Here is a 21,369-nt window from a genome sequence, read left to right on the forward strand (position 1 = left end):
GTGGAGGTATCGTCAATCGCATCGTGCGGGGAATGGCCTCAGCGTCTATGCAGGTGCTCGCGCCATCGCATCACGTGCTCGCTCGGTATGGGTTGACACCGCGCGACGGCGTGACGGTCGTGCCTCGACCCGTACCAGCAGCCGATAGCCCGGTGGCCCCGCGTCTCCGCAATTCCGGTCGTCCGCTTCGAGTAGGCATGTTCGGTCAGATCGCCCCTCACAAGGGAGTGATGGACCTCGTCTCCGCCGTCGAATCGCTCACACCCGGCCTGATCGAGCTGACGGTCGTAGGCGGCGCGCCCACGGACGAGCAGTCTACCTACGAGGCCGACTGCGGGGCTCGTATCGCAGCACTGAGTACTGATTCGGCGCTACTGCCAAGAGTCCCTGACATCGGGCCTTACGCCCGAGCGTGCGACGTCATCGTCAATCTCTCGCACCAGGAGGCCTTCGGACGTTCGATCGTCGAGGCCCTCGCTCACGGTGCGCTCCCGGTCGTCCTCGACCGCTCGGGCCCCGCAGAGATCGTCCGTGAGGCCGGTCGCGGCACCATCCTGTCCGACGTCTCTGAGTTGGCAGAATGCCTACGCGTGCTCGCTGACGGCTCCTCAGCCGTCGACACCGCCTGGACTCCGGGTGCGGCCCTCTCGCGCTACGCACCCTCCCGTGCCACCGCCGACTACTGGCGGACGGCGCTCACGAGCGGGAGTCGCTGAGAGTCCCCGCGGCCTCCACCGAGCCCTCGCCGGTAGCCACCTGATCGCGCGACCGGCGTCGCTGGAGCCGCGCGCGCCTCCTCGCCACCCGGCTCGAGCGGCGCATCCACAGGGCGATCACGCCGACGATCGACCCGACCACGGCGCCCGCCGTGTTGGCGATGACGTCGTCGACGGTCGCGAAGCGCGACGGGAGGAAGAAGTGCTGCCCGAGCTCGACCGCGACGCTGCCAGACATGCCGACCAGCCCGCCGAGCCACCAGCGCCGGCCGCCGACCAGCAGCACCACGATCAGACCCATCGGCACGAAGAAGGCGATGTTGGCCATGAACTCGAGGGCGTTGTAGTCGAACGACTCCGGCACGCCCCGGCGGTGCAGCAGCGCGAGGCCCCGGTTGATCAGCGGGCGCGCCCCCTGGTCGACAGGCGAGGGCCAGAAGGCCACCAGCGCGACCGCGAGACCGTAGAGGGCGAGGGCGAAGATCGCGATGGTCCGACTCGCCCATGAGGCGCGCAGCGTCGGTCGGGTCATGGTCTCGCCTCTCGTCGGGCGTCGTGAGCTGCGCTGACCCGACGGTGTTTCGAGCAATCGTGGCAGACCCCGCCTGAGCGCTCGAGACCCCGCGCCAGACGGCACAGGTGACTCATGGGGTACATGCTAAGATCGGTCCAGTTTTGCAACTGTCATCAGTCGGCTGTACCCGGTTCGTCCGACACCGCTTCCGGGCCGAATTCAGAGGGGGTCACGCATGGGGCGCGGCCGTCAAAAAGCCAAGCACACCAAGGTCGCCAGAGAGCTGAAGTACTTCAGCCCTGACACCAACTACGGTGCACTCGAAAAAGAGCTGGCTACCAAGAGCGACTCCGGCGACGAATACGTCGACAAGTGGGCCGACGACATCGACGACGAGTACGACGTCGATCACGACCAGAACAAGACCGCCTAGGGTCGCCTGGTCATGACGATCGACGGATCCTCGGCGGACGACGGCACGACACCCGTCGACACGACGGGTTCGCCCGGCGGTCCGATCGCGCGCCCGTCGCTCGAATGGGAGCAGGTCGTCGTCGACGCCCTCGAGCCGGCGACGCTCGCCCATTGGTGGGCCGACGCCCTCGGCTGGGTCGTCGTGTCGCCGAGCGGCGACGACGAACCCGAGATCCGCAGCAGCCCCGACTCCCTGCCGGGGCTGCTCTTCGTGCGCGTTCCCGAGGGCAAGACCCTCAAGAACCGCCTGCACCTCGACTTCCGACCCGACGATCAAGACGCCGAGGTCGCCCGCCTGCTCGAGCTCGGGGCCACCCGCTCCGACGTCGGCCAGACGTCCGACGTGTCGTGGGTCGTGCTCGCCGACCCCGAGGGCAACGAGTTCTGCGTGCTCGGCGCACGCCGCGCCTCCTAGGCTGCCCGCTCGCCGCGCCTCCCCCTCGACACAGCACGACGCCCGCCCCGCATCAGCGGCGCGGGCGTTCGTCGTCCAGCCGAGCACGACCAGCGCGACCGGCGGGTCGGTCGGCGACCGGCCGGGTCGGTCGGCGGCCGGCCGGATCGGTCGGCGACCGGCCGGATCAGCCGGCGTAGGCCCCGACCAGCCGCACCGCGCCTCCGTCGACGCCCTTCGCTCCCTGCTCGAAGCCCGACAGGTCGCGGACGGCCGTCGAGACCGTGCCGATCCGCCACGTGTCGATGCCGTCGGCGACCAGCGCGGCCGAGACCGCGGCCGCCTGCGAGGCCGAGACCACGGCGATCATCCCGATGCCGAGGTTCCAGGTGCCCTCGCTCGACTCGAGGGTCGAACCGGCCAGGTCGCTCAGCACGCGGAACACCGGTGCCGGCGACCAGGTCGCGCGATCGACGTCCGTCCACGAACCGCGGGGCAGCACACGCGCCAGGTTCGCCGCGATGCCGCCGCCGGTCACGTGACTGAGCGAGTGCACGGCCCCGGCGAGCGCCGGGTCGTCGAGCACCCGCAGCAGGGGCGACGTGTAGAGCCGGGTCGGTTCGAGCAGCGCCTCGCCGAGGGTGCCCGAGAGCTCGTCGACGGTGTCGGTGTAGCCGAGATCGCGCGACGCGAGGATGTGCCTGACCAGCGAGAAGCCGTTCGAGTGCAGCCCCGACGAGGCGAGGGCGAGCACGACGTCGCCGTCGCCGACCAGGTGCGGGCCGAGCTGGCGATCGGCCTCGACCGCGCCGACCGCGGCACCCGCGACGTCGTAGTCGTCGGGGCCGAGCAGCCCGGGGTGCTCGGCCGTCTCGCCGCCGACCAGGGCGGTGCCCGTCTCGCTGCAGGCGCGGGCGATGCCCTCGACGATGGCGGCGATGCGGGTGGGGACGACCCGGCCGCAGGCGATGTAGTCGGTCATGATCATGGGGCGGGCGCCGACCACGACGATGTCGTCGACGACCATGCCCACGAGGTCCTGCCCGATGGTGTCGTGCTTGTCGAGGGCCTGCGCGATGGCGACCTTCGTGCCGACGCCGTCGGTCGAGGTGGCGAGCAGCGGGCGGTCGAACGATTTCAGGAACGAGACGTCGAACATGCCGGCGAATCCGCCGACGCCGCCGACCACGCCCGGGCCGTGCGTGGCGCTCACGGCGGCCTTCATCAGCTCGACTGCGCGGTCTCCCGCCGCCGTGTCGACACCCGCCGCGGCGTAGGAGGCGCTGGTCGAGGGGGCTTCGGAGGTCGCCATTCGTTCATCCATTCGGTGTCGCTCTAGACTGACGCGGTAACCCCAACTCTACGGTCTGGAGCCAGATCCGCATGTGCGGCATCGTCGGTCTCGTCGCGCACGAGCCAGCAAATCAACTCGTCTACGATTCGCTCCTCCTGCTGCAGCACCGCGGCCAGGACAGCGCCGGCATCGCCACCGCCGAGCGCGGCATCTTCCACATCCACAAGACCAGGGGGCAGGTGCGCGAGGGCTTCCGCACCCGCGACATGCGCGCCCTGCTCGGCACGATGGGGCTCGGTCACGTGCGCTACGCGACCAAGGGCGCCGCGAGCAACGAGCAAGAGGCGCAGCCGTTCTACGTAAACGCCCCGTACGGCATCGTCCTCATCCACAACGGCAACCTGACGAACACGCGCGAGTTGACCAGCGAGCTGTTCCACGTCGACCGCCGTCACCTCAACACGAACAGCGACACCGAGCTGCTCGTCAACGTGCTGGCGCACGAGCTGCAGGAGCAGGTCAACGGCAGCGACCTCGACCCCGATCAGATCTTCGCCGCGGTGTCGCGGGTGCACGAGCGCGTGCAGGGCTCGTACGCCGCGATCGCGATGATCGCCGGGCACGGTCTGCTCGCCTTCCGCGACCCGTTCGGCATCCGCCCGCTGGTGCTCGGTCGTCGTCTCGCGGCCGACGGCGTCCGCGAAGAGTGGATCACCGCCTCCGAGTCGCTGGTGCTCGAGTCGGGCGGCTACGAGATCGTCCGCGACGTCGCCCCCGGCGAGGCGGTCTTCATCTCGCTCGACGGCGAGATGGTGTCGAAGCAGTGCCACGCGAGCCCCCGCCTGATCCCCTGCTCGTTCGAGTACGTCTACCTCGCGCGCCCCGACTCGATCATGAACGGCATCTCGGTCTACGACGCGCGCCTCCGACTCGGCAACCGCCTGGCCGACACGATCGCGACCTACGCGCCCACCGGCGACATCGACGTCGTCATGCCGATCCCCGACTCGTCGCGGCCCGCCGCCATGCAGGTCGCGCAGAAGCTCGGCATCGAGTACCGAGAGGGCTTCTACAAGAACCGCTACGTCGGCCGCACGTTCATCATGCCGGGGCAGGCCGAGCGCAAGCGCTCCGTGCGGCAGAAGCTGAACGCGATGTCGAGCGAGTTCAAGGGCAAGAACATCCTGATCGTCGACGACTCGATCGTGCGCGGCACCACCTCGCGAGAGATCGTCGAGATGGCGCGCGCCGCCGGGGCGAACGAGGTCACGTTCACCTCCGCCGCGCCTCCCGTGCGGTTCCCCCACGTGTACGGCATCAACATGCCGACCCGTCACGAGCTCGTCGCCCACGATCGCAAGATCCCCGAGATCGCCCGCGAGCTCGGCGCCGACCACCTCATCTATCAAGAGGTCGCCGACATGCAGGCCGCCATCATCGAGGGCAGCGACGTCACCGAACTCGAGATGAGCTGCTTCACCGGCGAGTACGTCACCGGCACGGTCAGCCCCGAGTACCTCGCCTGGGTCGAGGCCAACCAGCTCAGCTAGTCGCCCGTCCCCGATCGACCGACCCGCGCCTCCTCCCCCACCGAGGAGGCGCGGGTCGTCTTCACCCGCATCTCCCCCGGGAGGCGGTGGTCGCGACCCCGTCGGTCTCCCTAGGCTGACCGCATGACGGACGCCGTGCCTCCTCCCGTGCCCGATCCCGCAGTGCCCGCCGCCTCGGCGGCCGTGCCCACGTCGTCGGCTGCGCCCGCCGCGTCGGTCTCGCCCGGCGATCGGGCTCCGCAGGGCGGGGTCGCGCTGCAGATCAGCGGACTCCGCAAGGCCTTCGGCCAGAAGGTCGCGGTCGACGGCATCGACCTGACCGTGCCGAGGGGCTCGTTCTACGGGCTCGTCGGGCCGAACGGCGCCGGCAAGACCACGACGCTGTCGATGGCGACCGGTCTGCTGCGACCCGACGCCGGCACCATCGAGGTGCTCGGGCACGACGTGTGGAGCGACCCGACGCACGCCAAGGCGCTGGTCGGCGTGCTGAGTGACGGCGTCAAGCTGTTCGACCGCCTCACCGGCGAGCAGCTCGTCACGTACCACGGCCTGCTCAACGGGATGGATCGCGAGACGACCGCTCAGCGCGTCGGCGATCTGCTCGACCTGCTCGACCTCCGCGGCGCCGGGGGCACGCTCGTCGTCGACTACTCCGCGGGCATGACCAAGAAGGTGGCGTTGGCCTGCGCACTGGTGCACGCACCGCGCCTCCTCGTGCTCGACGAGCCGTTCGAGTCGGTCGACCCGATCTCGGCCGCCAACATCCGCGACATCCTGCAGGGCTACGTCGAGGGCGGCGGCACGGTGATCGTGTCGAGCCACTCGATGGACCTCGTGCAGCGCATGTGCGATCACGTCGCCGTCGTCGCGAACGGCCGCGTGCTGGCCGAGGGCACGATCGACGAGGTGCGGGGCGGTTCGACGCTCGAAGACCGTTTCGTCGAGCTCGTCGGCGGACGTCGCCACAACGAGGGGCCGTCGTGGTTGCGCACCTCCTGAGGCTCCGCTGGCGGGTGATGCTGAACGGCTTCAAGCGCAGCACGTGGCAGATGGTGGCCGCCATCATCGGTCTCCTGTACGGCCTGGGCATCCTCGGCGTGGTCGTGGCCGGGCTCATCGCCCTGTCGTTCGCGCCCGAGGGCGTCGCGTGGACGACCGCGGTGCTCGGCGGATCGGTGCTCGTGCTCGGCTGGGTGATCGTGCCGCTCGTGCTGCGCGGTCTCGATCAGACCCTCAGCGTCGAGAAGCTGCGCGCGTTCCCGATCCCGGCCGATCGTCTGCTCGTCGCTCTGCTGATCTGCGGCGTGCTGGGCGTGCCGGGTCTCGTGACCGCCATAGCCGGTGTCGCGACCGCCCTCAGCTGGCTGCGCGACCCGGTGGCCCTGATCGCTGCGCCGTTCTGCGCCGTGATCGGCGTGCTGACCTGCATCGCCGCGTCGCGCACCGTCGAGTCGCTGACGTCGTCGCTGGGGTCGAAGCGTCGCTACCGCGAGCTGATGAGCGTGCTGGTCTTCATCCCGCTGATCCTCGCCGGGCCGATCATCGCCCTCGCCGGCACCGGGCTCGCCACCGTCGGCGACGACCTGCCCGAGATCGCGCGAACCCTGTCGTTCACACCGCTCGGGGCGGCGTGGTCGATCCCGGGCGACCTCGCCGCGGGGCGCGGTCTCGAGGCCCTCGCCAAGGTCGGGATCGCCCTCGCGACGCTGGCCGTGCTCCTCCTGCTCTGGAGGCGCGGGTTGGCCGCGGCCCTCATCGCCCCTCCGGCGTCGGACTCGGGTTCGACCGCGAAGGGTCTCGGGCCCTTCCGCTGGTTCCCGGCCACTCCCACCGGCGCCGTCGCCGCTCGCGCGGCCGTCTACTGGATGCGCGACCCCCGATACGGCGGGTCGCTGATCGTCGTACCGCTCATCCCCGTGCTGGCGATCTTCATCTCGGTCACCACCGGCAGCGACTGGCTGCTGCTCGCGACGGGGCCGGCCATCGGCGCCCTGCTGATGATCACCCTCAGCGCCGAGATCTCGTACGACGGCACGGCGTTCGCCGCCCACCTGTCGACGGGCCTCTCGGGTCGGGCGGACCGGGCCGGGCGCGTGCTGACGCTGTCGCTCTTCTCGGTGCCGATGGTGCTGATCGCGACCGTCGTGCCGCTCGCCGTGGTGGGTCGGCTCGACCTCGTGCCGGTGATGCTCGGCCTGGGGCTCGGCGTGATGCTGACCGGGTACGGGGTCTCGAGCGTCGCGTCGACGAGGTTCCTGATGCCGGTGCCCGCAGCCGGCGAGAGCCCGTTCAAGTCGCCGCAGGGCTCGACGCTGACGACGGCGCTCATCACCTACCTCGTGTGGATCATCGCGTTCGCCTTCGCCATCCCCGAGATCGCACTCGCCATCGCGGCGCTCGTCACCGGCAGCGCGCTGCTCGGCTGGTTGACGCTCGTGGTCGGGGTCGGGCTCGGCACGGCGCTGCTGTTCGTCGGCATCGACCGCGGGGGCAGGTCACTCGACGCCCGAGGGCCCGAGCTGCTCAGCAGCCTGCGTCGCGCGAGCGGCGGGTAGCGCGGGGCGGGCTGCGCGTGGTGGGCTGACCCGCGCCTCCCGCCCGCCTGTGCAAATCGCGACCGGCGCACCCTGTGCAAATCGCGACCGGTTCGTGCCGTGCAGATCGCGACCGGGCCACTGCACCGCGGCGTGCCGAACCCGACCGACCGGGGCGGGTCAGGACTCGATGTCGCCCTCGACGGCCTCGTCCGGAGCGTCGACCCGGCTGCGCTCGGCGGTGACCGACTTCGCCCGACGGACCGACACGCGGTCGACGATGATCGCCACGAGCGAGCCGATCGCCCCGCCGAAGGTCAGCCCCCAGAGCGAGAAGTAGCCGTAGGTCGACGCGACGCCCTCCCCCTCCTGGAACGGGAAGAGCGAGGTCACGATCAGCGACACGATGACCCCGGCGAGCGCACCCATGATCAGGAAGACCGGGTACTTGGGCGCCCGGCGCACCGTGACCTCGTCATGCGTCGCGACCTCGACGGGCTCGGCAGGCTCGGCGGGCTCGGTCGACCCGGCGGGCTCGGTCGACCCGGCGGGCTCGGCAGACTCGGCGGGCTCGGCGGGGACGTCGGGCTGCTGCGAGTGGTCGGGAGCGTTGGTCACCCGCCAAGTCTCCCAGACGGACGCCGCGCCGCCGTTCAGCATTCTCGGTGTCGAACCACACGATCCCCGGTGTCGAAGCGCACGACTCCAGATGCCGGACCCTGCTCCGGAGGCGCGGTGCAGGAGGCGCAGCCCCTCGCCGACCACGCCCGCCCCGGCTCACTCCGAACGCAGCCCCGGCAGCCGCACGGGCACGTACCCGGTGAGATCCGCTCGACTGCCCGACGCGGAGACCAGCGCACCGGCGACCGCCTCGGGCCAGGTCAGACGACCGGTCGCGAGGCGGATGAAGGTGTCCGCGTCGGTCTCGACGACGTTCGGCGGCGTACCCCGGGTGTGACTCAGCCCCTCACGGAACTGGACGGCTCCGAACGGAGGGACCCGCACCTCCACGGTGGCCCCCGGCTCGGCATCGGCCATCACCTGGAGCAACCAGCGGACGGCGGTGGCCGTCACCATCCGGGGTGCCGTCTCGCCGCCGTCGAGCGCCGCCGACGCCTCCCGGACGGCAGCCGCCCCCGCCCCGTCGTCGATCCGCGCCTTGGCCATCGGGCCACCGTACGCCCGGCCCCGACCGCCGGGCCCGCCCAGCGCACCCCCACCCGCCCGTCGGCGCTCGTCGCTAGGCTTGCCCCGTGCGAATCCTCGTCCTCGGTTCCGGTGCTCGCGAGCACGCCATCATCACCGCTCTGCTGCGCGAAGACGCGGGCCACGAGATCGTGGCGGCCCCCGGCAACGCCGGCATCGCGGCGCAGGTCGAGGTCGTGCACCTCGACCCGTCGAACGGCTCGGTCGTCGCCGAGTACGCGCTCGAGAACGACGTCGAGCTGGTCGTCATCGGCCCCGAGGCCCCCTTGGTCGCCGGTGTGGCCGACGCGCTGCGGACTCGCGGCATCCCCGTCTTCGGGCCCGGCAAGAAGGCCGCCGCGCTCGAGGGCAGCAAGACCTTCGCCAAGCGCATCATGCAGGAGGCCGGCGTGCCGACCGGTCGCGCGACGCGCGTCGGCACCCTCGACGAGGCCATCGCGGTGCTCGACGACTTCGGCGCTCCGTACGTCGTCAAGGCCGACGGACTCGCGGCGGGCAAGGGCGTGCTCGTCACCGAGAGCCGCGACGCCGCGGTCGAGCACGCCACCTATTGGCTGCAGCACGGGCCGGTGCTCGTCGAAGAGCACCTCGACGGCCCCGAGGTCTCGTTGTTCTTCCTCAGCGACGGTCACACCGTCGTGCCGCTCAGCCCGGCGCAAGACTACAAACGACTGCTCGACGGCGACGACGGGCCCAACACGGGCGGCATGGGCGCGTACTCGCCCCTGCCGTGGCTGGCCGACCGGTTCGGCAGCGAGAAGGACTTCGTCGACGAGGTGCTCGACACGATCGCCACACCGACGGTCCGTCAGCTCGAGAGCGAGTCGACGCCGTTCATCGGCCTGCTCTACGCCGGGCTGATCCTCACCGAGCAGGGTGTGCGCGTCATCGAGTTCAACGCCCGGTTCGGCGACCCCGAGACGCAGGTCGTGCTGCCCCGGCTCATCACCCCCCTCAGCGGTCTGCTGCTCGCGGCGTCGACCGGCTCGCTGGGCAACCACGAATCGCCTCGGTTCGCGCCCACCTCCGCCGTCACGGTCGTCCTCGCCAGCGAGGGCTACCCCGAGGCTGCGGTCAGCGGTCGTCCGCTCACCGGGCTCGACGACGCCACGGCCGTCGCAGGAGTCCACGTCGCGCACGCCGCCACGGCCCGGCTCGACGACCGCCTCATCGCGACCGGAGGCCGCGTGCTCAGCGTCGTCGCCGAAGGGGCCGACTTCGGCGAGGCACGAGGCCGCGCCTACGACGCCCTGTCGCGCATCGGGCTCGAGGGCGGCCAGTACCGCCGCGACATCGCCGAACGGGTCACCCGATGAGCACCCTCGGCACGCCCCCCGCCCTCGACGGATGGGCGCCCGTCTACTCGGGCAAGGTCCGCGACCTGTACGTCCCCGCCACGGACGGCGCCGCATCGCTCGACGGCACCGAGTACGTGCTCGTCGTCGCCAGCGACCGGGTCAGCGCGTTCGACCAGGTGCTCGAGCCCGGCATCCCGGGCAAGGGCGCCCTCCTGACGCAGCTCAGCCTGTGGTGGTTCGACCAGCTCGAGACGGTGCCGAACCACCTGGTCGACCCGACGCGGGCGACGGTGTCGCTGCCCGGCGCCGTCCGCGACCGCGCCATGCTCGTGAAGCCGCTCGACATGTTCCCCGTCGAGTGCGTCGTGCGCGGCTACCTCGTCGGCAGCGGCTGGGTCGAGTACCAGGCGCACGGCACCGTCTGCGGCGTGCCGCTGCCCGAGGGCCTCGCGAGTGGCGACCGACTGCCCGAGCCCATCTACACGCCGGCGTTCAAGGCGCAGCTGGGCGACCACGACGAGAACATCAGCTTCGAGCGCACCGTCGAGCTGGTCGGGGCCGAGACGGCGGAGGCCCTCCGCGACCTCTCGCTCGACGTCTTCCGCCGTGCCTCCGCGGTGGCCGAGGCTCGTGGGGTGATCCTCGCCGACACGAAGTTCGAGTTCGGGGCCGATCGCGATACCGGCGAGATCACCCTCGGCGACGAGGTGCTGACGAGCGACAGCAGTCGCTACTGGGACGCCGAGGTCTACGCCTCGGGCGATCGCACCGCGAGCTTCGACAAGCAGATCGTCCGCAACTGGCTGTCGACCAACTGGGACGGCACGGGCACCCCGCCCGAGCTCCCCGCCGACGTGGTCGAGCAGACCGCTCTCCGCTACCGCGAGCTCATCGAGCGCCTCACCGCCTGACGCGCCGGTTGCGCCGGTTGCGCCGGTTGCGCCGGTTGCGCCTGCGGCCAAGCCCCGTCGCGCGTCGGGAATGCCGCCTCCCGCCGACCGGTTAGGTCGATGACACGTCACCGACCTGTGACGCCCCATCGACATCGACCGTTCAGAGGACCCCATGACCGACGCACCCGCCGCTCCCGACGCACCCCGCGCCTCCTCGGCCGATCTGCTCGCAGCCGACACGGGCATGGGTGCGGTCACCCTCCGCGTCGCCGATCTCGACGCGATGACCGCGTACTACCGCGACTCGGTCACGCTGCAGGTGCTGGCGAGCGAGCCGGCGGCAGGCCGGGTGACCCTGGGGCGCGGTGCGACGCCGATCGTGATCCTCGAGCACGCGCCCGAGCTGCGGCACGCCGGTCCGCGCGAGGCCGGGCTGTTCCACACGGCCATCCTGTTCGAGACGGAGGCCGATCTGGCCGCAGCGGTCTACTCGGTCGCGAGCCGCCACCCGCAGTCGTTCACCGGCAGCGCCGACCACCTCGTCAGCAAGGCGTTCTACTTCACCGATCCCGAGGGCAACGGCATCGAGCTCTACTGGGACCGAGCCCGCACCGAGTGGTCGTGGACGCACGGGCAGGTCGACATGGCGACGCTCGCGCTCGATCCGAACGGGTTCCTGCAGCAGAACGTCACCGAGGAGGCGCTGGCCGGCACCGCCCTCCGCCCCGCCTCCGTCGGGCACGTGCACCTCAGCGTGGGCGACGTCGATTCGGCCCACCGGTTCTACGTCGAGCAGCTCGGCTTCGAGACGACGACGCGATTCGGACCGCAGGCCCTGTTCGTCAGCGCCGGCGGCTACCACCACCACATGGCGATGAACACGTGGAACAGCGCGGGCGCCGGGCGCCGGCAGCTCGCCCTCGGGCTGGGACTCGTGCGGATCGAGGTGCCGAGCGGCGACGATCTCGGCGCACTCGGCGAGCGCCTCGGCCACTTCGGCGTGGCCACCCGCGACGACGGACGGGTGCTCGGCTTCGACGACCCCTGGTCGAACCGCATCGAAGTCACGACCCGCACCCGCTGACGCAGGGCACGCCGACCGACGCGACCCACGACCGCCCTCCCCCGCCGCACGCCGCCAGCACCCCGCCGGCACGAGGCGGGGCGCGCTAGCGTCGACGTCATGTCCGACGCCGCAGCACCAGCCCCGATCTTCAGCCCCGTCGCCGAGGGCGACCTCACGCTCGACGATCACGAGGCCATCGCGTCGCTGCTCGCCCGGGCGTTCCCGAGCTACGACCACTGGTACCTCGGAGCCCGCAGCTGGGCGGGCATGCAACCCGAGCGCCGTGTCGTCGCACGGCTCGGCGACGTGGTCGTGGCGCATGCCGGAGTCCGCCGCCAGTTCGTCACCGTCGGCACGACCGACCTGCTCGTCGCCGCCGTGGGCATGGTCGCCGTCTCGCCCGAGGTGCAGAACACGGGGCTCGGCGCCGAGCTCCTGCGGCACGTCGACGGCGTGCTGACCGATCTGCGCGTCCGCTTCGGCGTGCTCGAGTCGGGCGAGGGGGTCCAGGGCTTCTACCGCTCGGCCGGGTGGCGCCCGCTCGAGCACGCCGGCGAACCGATCACCGGTCATTACACGGCGTTCAGCGCCGATGGCGCGGGCGTGCTCGTCACGCAGCAGGAGGGCTGGCTCGCCCGCGAGGGCACCTCGACCCTGGCGGAGTGGCCCGAGGGCGACCTGCACTGGAACGGGCAGATGGTCTGACCGGCCTCGAGGAGTCACGACCCGGCGCCGACTCGCGAGCCCACGACGCGTCGCGACTCCTCGACCCTCCTTCAGTCACCAGACCGATCGATCAGACGCTGACGCCGACCGTCGCCGGGTCCTCGTTCGAACCGGGGGCCTCCGGCTCGACGCCCTTGCGGACGCGGAGACCGAGTGTCGGGTCGACGTTCGCCCAGTACTCGTAGACGCGCTCGCGCAGCTCGGGGCGGGTCACCTTCGAGACGTGACCGACGATGTTGGCGACCAGACGGTCGCGCTGCTCGTCGTCCATGACCTCGCGTACCAGCGTGCCGGCCTGCCCGAAGTCGTCGTCCTCGGCGTGGAGCGTCGCGGCCGAGCGCTGCAGCTCGCCGTCGCTCTCCCAGCCGCCCGTGTCACCGGCGACCTGCGGGTCGGCGTGCGCGCCGCCCAGCGAGTTCGGTGCGTAGACGGGCACCTCGGCCTTCTGGAAGTCGAACCGCGCCGCACCGTCTTTCGAGTACGAGTGCACGGGCGACTTCGGCGCGTTGACCGGCAGCTGCGCGTGGTTGGTGCCCACACGGTAGCGGTGCGCGTCGGCGTAGCTGAAGATGCGGGCGAGCAGCATCTTGTCGGGGCTGGCGGCGATCCCGGGCACGAAGTTCGAGGGGGCGAAGGCTGCCTGCTCGATCTGCGCGAAGTAGTTCTCGGGGTTGCGGTTGAGCTCCATCGAGCCGACCTCGATCAGCGGGTAGTCGGCGTGCGGCCAGACCTTGGTGAGGTCGAACGGGTTGAAGCGGTAGGTCGCCGCGTCTTCGTAGGGCATGACCTGCACGGAGAGGGTCCAGGTCGGGAACTCCTCGCGCTCGATCGCGGCCGAGAGATCGCGGATGTGGAAGTCGGCGTCTTCGCCCGCGATGCGGTCGGCGTCGGCCTGCTCGAGGATCTTGATGCCCTGGTCGCTCTTGAAGTGGTACTTGACCCAGAAGCGCTCGCCCTCGGCGTTGATCCACTGGTAGGTGTGCGACCCGAAGCCGTCCATGTTGCGCCACGAGGCGGGCAGACCCCGGTCGCCCATCAGCCAGGTCACCTGGTGAGCCGACTCGGGCGAGAGGGTCCAGAAGTCCCACTGCATGTCGTGGTCGCGCAGGTGCGTGCCGGGCAGTCGCTTCTGCGAACGGATGAAGTCGGGGAACTTGATGCCGTCGCGGATGAAGAACACGGGTGTGTTGTTGCCGACGAGGTCGTAGTTGCCCTCGGTCGTGTAGAACTTCAGCGAGAACCCGCGGGGGTCGCGCCAGGTGTCGGGGCTGCCCTGCTCGCCGGCGACGGTCGAGAAGCGCGCGAGCATCTCGGTCTCGACGCCGGGCTGGAACAGCGCCGCCCGCGTGTACTTCGAGACGTCGCCGGTGGTCGTGAAGGTGCCGAAGGCTCCGCCGCCCTTGGCGTGCACGACGCGCTCGGGGACTCGCTCGCGGTTGAACTGGGCGAGCTTCTCGACCAGGTAGTGGTCGTGCAGCGCGATCGCGCCGTCGGCGCCGACGCTCTGCGAGTGCTCGTCGCTCGCGACGGGTGCGCCTGAGTTGGTGGTGGTGACGCGTTTCTCGTCGGTCATCTTCTCATCCTGTCTTTCGGTGTCGTTCAGATCGGAATGTCGTGGGGGCCCGGGAGGCGCGGGTCAGTCGGTCAGGACGGGGTCGACCTCGAGAGGCTGGTCGAGCTCGGCGGCGCGGCATTCGGGGCAGATGCCCCAGAACGTGACCTCGGCCGTCTGGACGAAGAACCCGGCGTCGTTCGACGGCGAGAGGCACGGTGCGTGCCCGACGACGCAGTCGACGTCGGCGATGTCGCCGCAGGTGCTGCAGACCACGTGGTGGTGGTTGTCTCCGGTGCGCAGCTCGTACAGCGCCGGCGAGCCGGCGGGTTCGATGCGGCGGACGAGCCCGACGCCGGTCAACGCGTTGAGGACGCCGTAGACGGCCTGGAGCGAGGTGCCGGGGAGGCGCGGCGCCACCGCTGCGAACAGAGCGTCGGCAGGAGCGTGGGCGCGCCCCTCGAGTGCCGCGAGCACCGCGAGGCGGGGCTCGGTGACGCGCAGACCGGCGCCGCGGAGGGCGTCTCGGGTGGCATCGTCGGCGATCGTCGTCATGGCTTCCAGTAAAGCACTCTTTTGATCTGTTCAAAAACAGATGAGCATCACTCGGAGCGTCATCACAGCCCGGGGAGAGGGGTGACGCCCGGTCGATGGGGGGATTCGACCGGGCGTCCTACGGTGTCGGGCGGATCAGGAGCCCTCGACCGGTGTGAGCGGCAGGAGACCCGATCACGAGGTCTTGTTCCTCACCGCTGAGATCATCCTGCGACGTGAACCGATGACGACGCTGGGAGCGGACTCGCAGTCCGCTGAGCATCGTGCATCGCGACGACCCCTCCCCGGTCTCGCCGCCGTCCCCAGGAGGCGCTGGTCGCCACCGGTCCGCGCCTCCTGCTGCCGTAGACTCGTCGCGTCCACCCGCTGACGTCTCCGCAGGAGTAAAACGTGCCCACAATCGTCGTCGAGGTCATGCCCAAGGCTGAACTGCTCGACCCCCAGGGCAAGGCCGTCGCCGGCGCCCTGGCCCGTCTCGGACAGAAGCAGCTGACCGATGTCCGCATCGGCAAGCGCTTCGAGGTCACCGTCGAGGGCGAGGTGACCGACGGCGTGCTCGCCGACGTGCGCCGCCTGGCCGACGACATGTTCTCGAACTCCGTCATCGAAGACGTCGTGTCGATCACCGTCGTCGACTCCGCCGACGCCCCCGCCGCCGTCTGATGCGCGTCGGCGTCGTCACCTTCCCCGGCTCCCTCGACGACCGCGACGCGCAGCGCGCGGTCCGCCTCGCCGGCGGCGAACCCGTCGCCCTCTGGCACGGCGACCACGACCTCCAGGGGGTCGACGCGATCATCCTCCCCGGCGGCTTCAGCTACGGCGACTACCTGCGGGCGGGCGCCATCGCCTCGTTCTCCCCGATCATGACCGAGGTCGTCGACGCGGCGAACAAGGGAGTGCCCGTGCTCGGCATCTGCAACGGCTTCCAGATGCTGGCGGAGGCGCGGCTCATCCCCGGCGCGCACACCCGGAACGCGCACCAGCAGTTCATCCGCCGCGACCAGCGTCTCCGTGTCGAGAACGCCCGCACCGACTGGACGAACGGCTTCACCGAGGGGCAGGAGATCACGATCCCCCTGAAGAACGCCGACGGCCGGTTCATCGCCGACGCCGAGACCATCAAGCGCATCGAGGGCGAGGGGCAGGTCGCCTTCCGCTACCTCGAGGTCAACCCCAACGGGTCGATGGACGACATCGCGGGCGTCACCAACGCACGCGGCAACGTGGTCGGCCTGATGCCCCACCCCGAGCACGCGACCGAGCCGGGGTTCGGGCCCGACATGCCCGACGCGATGTCGAGCGGCATCGACGGTCTCACCTTCTTCACGTCCGTCATCGAGAGGGCCCTCGCCAGATGAGCATCGACAGCAAGAACACGGCGGAGCAGATCGACGTGCGCCCCGAGGGCCACGTGCCCGACACCGTGGCGAACGCCGCGGCGACCCCCGACAGAGAACAGCCCTACGGCGCCCTCGGCCTCAAGGCCGACGAGTACGCGTCGATCCGCGAGATCCTCGGCCGCCGCCCCACGAGCGGCGAGCTCGCCATGTACTCGGTGATGTGGAGCGAGCACTGCTCGTACAAGTCGAGCAAGATCTACCTCCGGCAGTTCGGCCAGAAGGTCACGCCCGCCATGAAGAAGGACCTCATGGTCGGCATGGGCGAGAACGCCGGCGTCGTCGACGTAGGAGGCGGTTGGGCCGTGACCTTCAAGGTCGAGTCCCACAATCACCCCAGCTACATCGAGCCCTTCCAGGGTGCCGCCACCGGCGTCGGCGGCATCGTCCGCGACATCATCTCCATGGGGGCCCGCCCGGTCGCCGTGATGGACCAGCTCCGCTTCGGTGCCATCGACGCGCCCGACACGGCGCGCGTCGTCGATGGCGTCGTGGGCGGCATCAGCTTCTACGCGAACTGCCTCGGTCTGCCCAACATCGGCGGCGAGACCTACTTCGACGCCGTCTACCAGGGCAACCCCCTCGTCAACGCCCTCGCGGTCGGCGTCCTGCGTCATGAGGACCTGCACCTGGCGAACGCCCGCGGTGTGGGCAACAAGGTCGTGCTCTTCGGTGCTCGCACGGGCGGCGACGGGATCGGCGGCGCCTCCATCCTCGCCTCCGACACGTTCTCGTCGGGTGGCCCGACCAAGCGGCCGGCCGTGCAGGTGGGCGACCCCTTCGCCGAGAAGGTGCTCATCGAGTGCTGCCTCGAGCTGTTCCGCGACGAGCTGGTCGAGGGCATTCAAGACCTCGGCGCGGCCGGCATCAGCTGCGCCACGTCAGAGCTCGCATCCAACGGCGACGGCGGCATGTTCATCGAGCTCGACAAGGTGCTGCTGCGTGACCCGTCGCTCACCGCCGAGGAGATCCTGATGAGCGAGAGCCAGGAGCGCATGATGGCCGTCGTCGAGCCGTCGAAGCTCGAGGCGTTCCTCGCCGTCACGGCCAAATGGGACGTCGAGACGAGCGTCCTCGGCGAGGTCACCGACACCGGCCGGCTGGTGATCGACTGGCACGGCGAGGAGATCGTCAACGTCGAGCCGCGCACCGTCGCGGTCGACGGCCCGGTCTACGAGCGACCCGTCGCGTACCCGACCTGGATCGACGCCCTGCAGGCGGACTCCGCCTCGGCGCTCCCCCGCCCCACGGGCAACAGCGTGCTGCGCGAGCAGTTCCTCGAACTGCTCGGCTCGGCGAACCTGTCGGACAAGAGCTGGGTCACCAACCAGTACGACACCTACGTGCTCGGCAACACCGCACTGAGCTTCCCCGACGACGGCGGCATGATCCGCGTCGACGAAGAGAGCGGCCTCGGCTTCGCCATCGCCACCGACGCCAACGGCCGGTACTGCCAGCTCGATCCGAAGCAGGGCGCCCGTCTGGCCCTCGCCGAGGCGTACCGCAACGTCGCCGTGACGGGTGCGGTGCCCGCCGCCGTGACGGACTGCCTGAACTTCGGCAGCCCCGAGAACCCCGAGGTCATGTGGCAGTTCTCGCAGACCGTCGAGGGCCTCGCCGACGGGTGCCTCGAACTCGAGATCCCCGTCACCGGTGGCAACGTCTCGTTCTACAACCAGACCGGCACCGTGCCGATCCACCCCACGCCGGTCGTGGGCGTGCTCGGCGTCATCCAGGATGTCGCGAAGCGCGTCCCGTCCGGCTGGCAGGACGAAGGCGACAACATCTACCTGCTCGGCACCACGGCGCTCGAGCTCGACGGCTCGGCCTGGGCCGGCGTGATCCACGACCACCTCGGCGGTCGTCCGCCCGCGGTCGACCTCGACGCCGAGCGGCAGCTGGCCCAGCTGCTGGCCGCCGGTGCCGATCAGTCGCTGCTCGCGGCCGCGCACGACCTCAGCGACGGCGGCCTCGCGCAGGCCCTGGCGGAGTCGGTCCTGCGGTTCGGCGTCGGTGCGCGGGTCTGGCTCGGCGAACTGCTCGAGCGCGACGGCATCGACGCGGCCACGGCGCTCTTCAGCGAGTCGACCGGCCGAGTGATCGTGTCGGTGCCCCGCGAGGACGACGTGCGGTTCCGTGGCCTCTGCGAAGGTCGCGGCTACCCGGTGGCCCGCATCGGAGTCACCGACGGCGCGTCGGAGTCGCTCGAGATCCAGGACGTCTTCACGGTCTCGCTCGACGAGCTGCGACGCACCCACCGCGGGACGCTCCCCGCGCGCTTCGGAGCGACCATCCCGCAGTAGCAACCACGCAGCACCACGGACGCCCTCGCCATCCCGGCGGGGGCGTCCTTCGTCTGCGCCGGGCCCATAGCGCCGACCACGTTCCACGGTGGTCAGAAGACGCCCCTCAGAGCCGCACGAAGGGCCACAACCGACCAACCTGACCCGCGCCTCCTGGGTCGGCGCGGGACGCAGAAAGGCCCCGACCAAGAGGTCGGGGCCTTTCTCGATGCTGGGGTACCTGGACTCGAACCAAGAACAACTGAACCAGAATCAGTCGTGTTGCCAATTACACCATACCCCAATGATGACACACGTCAGTGCTACATCACTCGGCTCAAACTCGAACCGAGAACCTACTGTACAGCATCACCGAGGCCACATGCGACACCGATCAGATCGCGGTTGACGACGGCCGCGACCGACGCTCCCGAGCCCGCTGCCACGATCAGCTGCTGCGGCCCCGGCGCCGTCGACTCCCCCGCGGCGTAGAGGCCATCGACCGTCGTGCGGCCGTGCGCGTCGACGACGAGCAGACCGTCCGAGTCGAGCATCGCTCCGGTAGTGGCGACGTACTCGAGTGCACCCGACCAGGCGGGACGCACGAAGCCGCCGGAGCGTTCGATCCGGGTGCCGTCGTCGAGCACGACGGCGCGCATCCCGTCGCGGTCCGCATCGATCGACGCCACACGGCGGCGTTCCACGGTCACCCCGCGTGACCCGAGATCGGCCTCTTCGCTCGGCGTGACGACGTCAGCCCCGTTGGTGAAGACGACCAGGTCGGCCGACCACTGCAGCAGCAGATGCGCCCGTTCGGCGAGGTCGGGGTGCTCGCCGATCACAGCCAGAGGCTGATCACGCTTGTCGTACCCGTCGCACTCGATGCAGCTGTGGATGAACGTGCCGTAGAACGCCTTCAGGCCGTCGATCTCGGGCAGGGTCTCGTGCAGCCCGGTAGCGACGACCACGACCCCTGCGGTCGCGCTGCTGGTGCGCCCACGGAAGTCGCAGTCGATCTCGAAGCCGCCGTCGACAACCGATACCGACGTGGCCATCGTCATCCGGTGCTCGGCACCCTCGTACCGCAGGAACTCGTCGCGGCCGAGCTTGCGCAGCTCGAGCGGCGAGATGCCGTCGCGAGTGAGGTACCCGTGAGACAGCAGCGTCGCGGAGTTGCGCGGCCGGTTGCCGTCGATGAGCAGCACGCGACGGCGGGCGCGGGCGAGATTGAGGGCTGCGCTGAGCCCGGCTGGCCCGCCCCCGATCACCGCGACTTCGTACTCCATGCTCATGAGCGTGCTGCGAGCCTCTCGAGACGGGCCATCGTCGACTCGCGACCGAGGATCTCCATGGACTCGAACAGCGGAGGGCTCACCCGTCGACCGGACAGCGCGACGCGCAGCGGGCCGAAGGCGACGCGAGGCTTGAGCCCGAGCCCGTCGACGAGCGCCCCCTTGAGTGCCTCCTGGACGTCGGCGTGATTCCACGACGTCAGCCCCTGCAGAGCCTCCGAGGAGGCGCGCAGCACCTGGACATGCCCCTCCGGCAACGAGGCGATCGCGTCCTCTTCGTAGACGAGTTCGTCGTCGCTCGTGAAGAGGAACGACAGCATGCCACGCGCCTCTCCGAGCAGAGTCATGCGCTCTTGGACGAGCGGAGCCGCCTCGCCGAGCACTCGACGCTCCGACTCGGTGATCGGATCCGAGACGACGCCCTCGAGATAGGGCAGAAGACGGTCGACGAAGTCCGCGGCCTCGAGACGGCGGATGTGGTCTCCGTTGATCGATTCGGCCTTCTTCAGGTCGAAGCGGGCTGGATTGGGATTGACGTCGACGACATCGAAAGCCTCGACCATCTCGTCGATCGAGAAGACGTCCCGATCGTGCGTCAGCGACCAGCCGAGAAGAGCGAGGTAGTTGACCAGGCCCTCCGGGACGAAACCACGGTCGCGGTGATGGAAGAGGTTGGCCTCGGGGTCGCGCTTCGACAGTTTCTTGTTCTTCTCACCCATGACGTAGGGGAGGTGTCCGAAGCGCGGCACGAAGGTGGTGATGCCCAACTCGACGAGAGCTTCGTACAGAGCGATCTGCCGGGGTGTCGACGAGAGGAGGTCCTCGCCGCGGAGCACGTGCGTGATGCCCATCAGCGCGTCGTCGAGGGGGTTGACGAAGGTGTAGAGAGGTACGCCGTTGGGCCGGACCACGACGAAGTCGGTGAACGAGCCGGCCGGGAACGTGATCTCGCCACGAACGAGATCGTCGAAGCTGAGGTCGCGGTCGGGGACTCGCAGTCGGAGCGCCGGCTGACGGCCCTCGGCACGGAACGCCGCACGCTGCTCGTCGGTGAGCTCACGCTCGAAGTTGTCGTAGCCCTGCTTGGGGTCGCGACCGTTGGCGATGTTGCGCGCCTCGATCTCCTCGCCCGTCGCGAAGCTCTCGTACAGGAGTCCTCGCTCGAGCAGCTGGTCGATGACACCACGATAGATGTCGTGACGCTGCGACTGCCGGTACGGCCCGTGCGGGCCGCCGACGTCGACACCTTCGTCCCAGTCGATCTTGAGCCACCGAAGACCGTCGAGGATCTGCTCGTAACTCTCTTCGCTGTCACGGGCCGCATCGGTGTCCTCGATGCGGAAGACGAGCTTGCCGCCCGTGTGACGTGCATAAGCCCAGTTGAACAGGGCCGTCCGGATCAGGCCGACGTGAGGCGTGCCAGTGGGCGAGGGGCAGAACCGGACGCGCACATCAGTGCCGGTCGCGGTGGAGAAAGGAGCAGACATCGAGGATCATCTTACCGCTTCACCCACGACTGCCGAAGGCGCGTTAAACGCAGAAAGCCCCTTCCGAAGAAGGGGCTCTCTGATCTTACTAAAAGGAGTCCGGCGGTGTCCTACTCTCCCACAAGGTCCCCCTTGCAGT

The 21,369-nt window shown here is 70.0% G+C and carries 21 protein-coding genes and 1 tRNA gene; 13 read left to right on the forward strand and 9 right to left on the reverse strand.

Annotation, left to right across the window (positions count from 1 at the left end; translation table 11 throughout):
- The first annotated feature begins 47 nt into the window (after window positions 1-47).
- Window positions 48-716, forward strand: coding sequence for a glycosyltransferase (locus SOM13_RS09900; RefSeq protein WP_341850028.1), 669 nt, complete (start codon window positions 48-50; stop codon window positions 714-716).
- Here SOM13_RS09900 and SOM13_RS09905 read toward each other — a convergent pair.
- Window positions 697-1,248: a VanZ family protein gene (locus SOM13_RS09905; RefSeq protein ID WP_320479599.1), complete on the reverse strand. Its 552-nt coding sequence runs from the start codon at window positions 1,246-1,248 to the stop codon at window positions 697-699. The two genes, SOM13_RS09900 and SOM13_RS09905, sit on opposite strands and share 20 nt — an antisense overlap.
- 217 nt (window positions 1,249-1,465) lie before the next feature.
- On the opposite strand from SOM13_RS09905, the gene SOM13_RS09910 reads away from it, so the two are divergent.
- Together SOM13_RS09910 and SOM13_RS09915 are read left to right on the forward strand one after the other, a co-directional pair.
- Window positions 1,466-1,663, forward strand: a complete 198-nt coding sequence (locus tag SOM13_RS09910) for a DUF3073 domain-containing protein (protein WP_192060854.1) — start codon at window positions 1,466-1,468, stop codon at window positions 1,661-1,663.
- Between the two features lie 12 nt (window positions 1,664-1,675).
- Window positions 1,676-2,119, forward strand: a complete 444-nt coding sequence (locus SOM13_RS09915) for a VOC family protein (RefSeq protein WP_320478424.1) — start codon at window positions 1,676-1,678, stop codon at window positions 2,117-2,119.
- Window positions 2,120-2,285: 166 nt separating this feature from the next.
- Here the strand turns inward: SOM13_RS09915 and purM are convergent, their stop codons facing one another.
- A complete protein-coding gene (purM, locus tag SOM13_RS09920; RefSeq protein ID WP_320479600.1) occupies window positions 2,286-3,410 on the reverse strand; it encodes a phosphoribosylformylglycinamidine cyclo-ligase in 1,125 nt (374 codons plus the stop codon).
- Between the two features lie 71 nt (window positions 3,411-3,481).
- Between purM and purF the strand changes: the two genes are divergently transcribed.
- From purF to SOM13_RS09935, 3 genes are all read left to right on the forward strand, one after another.
- The gene (gene purF / locus SOM13_RS09925) at window positions 3,482-4,942 is read left to right on the forward strand and encodes an amidophosphoribosyltransferase (RefSeq protein WP_320479601.1); all 1,461 of its coding nucleotides are present in this window, start codon (window positions 3,482-3,484) and stop codon (window positions 4,940-4,942) included.
- Window positions 4,943-5,065: 123 nt separating this feature from the next.
- Window positions 5,066-5,941: an ABC transporter ATP-binding protein gene (locus SOM13_RS09930; RefSeq protein WP_320478426.1), complete on the forward strand. Its 876-nt coding sequence runs from the start codon at window positions 5,066-5,068 to the stop codon at window positions 5,939-5,941.
- Window positions 5,923-7,497 (forward strand): transporter, encoded by a 1,575-nt coding sequence (locus SOM13_RS09935; RefSeq protein WP_243214152.1) that lies wholly within the window; start codon window positions 5,923-5,925, stop codon window positions 7,495-7,497. Before SOM13_RS09930 ends, SOM13_RS09935 begins: the two co-directional genes overlap by 19 nt.
- 159 nt (window positions 7,498-7,656) lie before the next feature.
- Here SOM13_RS09935 and SOM13_RS09940 read toward each other — a convergent pair whose 3' ends face one another.
- Together SOM13_RS09940 and SOM13_RS09945 are read right to left on the reverse strand one after the other, a co-directional pair.
- On the reverse strand, window positions 7,657-8,094 hold the full coding sequence (locus SOM13_RS09940; RefSeq protein WP_320479602.1) for a hypothetical protein: 438 nt from the start codon (window positions 8,092-8,094) through the stop codon (window positions 7,657-7,659).
- Window positions 8,095-8,253: 159 nt separating this feature from the next.
- Window positions 8,254-8,643 (reverse strand): sterol carrier family protein, encoded by a 390-nt coding sequence (locus tag SOM13_RS09945; RefSeq protein ID WP_192060861.1) that lies wholly within the window; start codon window positions 8,641-8,643, stop codon window positions 8,254-8,256.
- A gap of 86 nt (window positions 8,644-8,729) precedes the next feature.
- Here SOM13_RS09945 and purD point away from each other — a divergent pair, with 86 nt between their 5' ends.
- The 4 genes from purD (at window position 8,730) to SOM13_RS09965 (ending at window position 12,644) form a co-directional block, all read left to right on the forward strand.
- Window positions 8,730-9,998 (forward strand): phosphoribosylamine--glycine ligase, encoded by a 1,269-nt coding sequence (gene purD / locus SOM13_RS09950; protein ID WP_320479603.1) that lies wholly within the window; start codon window positions 8,730-8,732, stop codon window positions 9,996-9,998.
- A complete protein-coding gene (locus SOM13_RS09955; RefSeq protein WP_243214149.1) occupies window positions 9,995-10,891 on the forward strand; it encodes a phosphoribosylaminoimidazolesuccinocarboxamide synthase in 897 nt (298 codons plus the stop codon). The genes purD and SOM13_RS09955 overlap by 4 nt, the downstream gene beginning before the upstream one ends.
- A 154-nt stretch (window positions 10,892-11,045) precedes the next feature.
- Complete coding sequence (locus SOM13_RS09960) at window positions 11,046-11,957, forward strand: VOC family protein (protein WP_320479604.1); 912 nt, start codon at window positions 11,046-11,048, stop codon at window positions 11,955-11,957.
- A 99-nt stretch (window positions 11,958-12,056) separates the two neighbouring features.
- Window positions 12,057-12,644 (forward strand): GNAT family N-acetyltransferase, encoded by a 588-nt coding sequence (locus SOM13_RS09965; RefSeq protein WP_192060864.1) that lies wholly within the window; start codon window positions 12,057-12,059, stop codon window positions 12,642-12,644.
- Between the two features lie 91 nt (window positions 12,645-12,735).
- On the opposite strand, the gene SOM13_RS09970 is transcribed toward SOM13_RS09965, so the two are convergent.
- Both SOM13_RS09970 and SOM13_RS09975 read right to left on the reverse strand, forming a co-directional pair.
- On the reverse strand, window positions 12,736-14,238 hold the full coding sequence (locus SOM13_RS09970) for a catalase (protein ID WP_192060865.1): 1,503 nt from the start codon (window positions 14,236-14,238) through the stop codon (window positions 12,736-12,738).
- Window positions 14,239-14,301: 63 nt separating this feature from the next.
- A complete protein-coding gene (locus SOM13_RS09975; RefSeq protein WP_192060866.1) occupies window positions 14,302-14,772 on the reverse strand; it encodes a Fur family transcriptional regulator in 471 nt (156 codons plus the stop codon).
- Window positions 14,773-15,162: 390 nt separating this feature from the next.
- Here SOM13_RS09975 and purS point away from each other — a divergent pair, with 390 nt between their 5' ends.
- Genes purS through purL form a run of 3 tightly spaced genes read left to right on the forward strand, consistent with a single transcriptional unit; the run spans window position 15,163 to window position 18,472 of the window.
- Window positions 15,163-15,435, forward strand: a complete 273-nt coding sequence (gene purS, locus SOM13_RS09980; protein ID WP_192060867.1) for a phosphoribosylformylglycinamidine synthase subunit PurS — start codon at window positions 15,163-15,165, stop codon at window positions 15,433-15,435.
- Window positions 15,435-16,130 (forward strand): phosphoribosylformylglycinamidine synthase subunit PurQ, encoded by a 696-nt coding sequence (purQ, locus tag SOM13_RS09985; RefSeq protein ID WP_192060868.1) that lies wholly within the window; start codon window positions 15,435-15,437, stop codon window positions 16,128-16,130. Before purS ends, purQ begins: the two co-directional genes overlap by 1 nt.
- Window positions 16,127-18,472, forward strand: coding sequence for a phosphoribosylformylglycinamidine synthase subunit PurL (gene purL / locus SOM13_RS09990; protein ID WP_320479605.1), 2,346 nt, complete (start codon window positions 16,127-16,129; stop codon window positions 18,470-18,472). The genes purQ and purL overlap by 4 nt, the downstream gene beginning before the upstream one ends.
- A 211-nt stretch (window positions 18,473-18,683) precedes the next feature.
- On the opposite strand, the gene SOM13_RS09995 is transcribed toward purL, so the two are convergent.
- From SOM13_RS09995 to gltX, 3 genes are all read right to left on the reverse strand, one after another.
- Window positions 18,684-18,755 (reverse strand) — tRNA-Gln (locus SOM13_RS09995).
- Window positions 18,756-18,807: 52 nt separating this feature from the next.
- The gene (locus SOM13_RS10000) at window positions 18,808-19,737 is read right to left on the reverse strand and encodes an NAD(P)/FAD-dependent oxidoreductase (protein WP_320479606.1); all 930 of its coding nucleotides are present in this window, start codon (window positions 19,735-19,737) and stop codon (window positions 18,808-18,810) included.
- A gap of 2 nt (window positions 19,738-19,739) precedes the next feature.
- Window positions 19,740-21,230 carry a glutamate--tRNA ligase gene (gltX, locus tag SOM13_RS10005; protein ID WP_320479607.1) on the reverse strand — a complete coding sequence of 497 codons (1,491 nt, stop codon included), beginning with the start codon at window positions 21,228-21,230 and terminating at the stop codon, window positions 19,740-19,742.
- Window positions 21,231-21,369: the final 139 nt, after the last annotated feature.

Origin of the sequence: Frigoribacterium sp. CFBP9030, from assembly GCF_034045195.1 — a bacterium.
Lineage (GTDB): Bacteria > Actinomycetota > Actinomycetes > Actinomycetales > Microbacteriaceae > Frigoribacterium.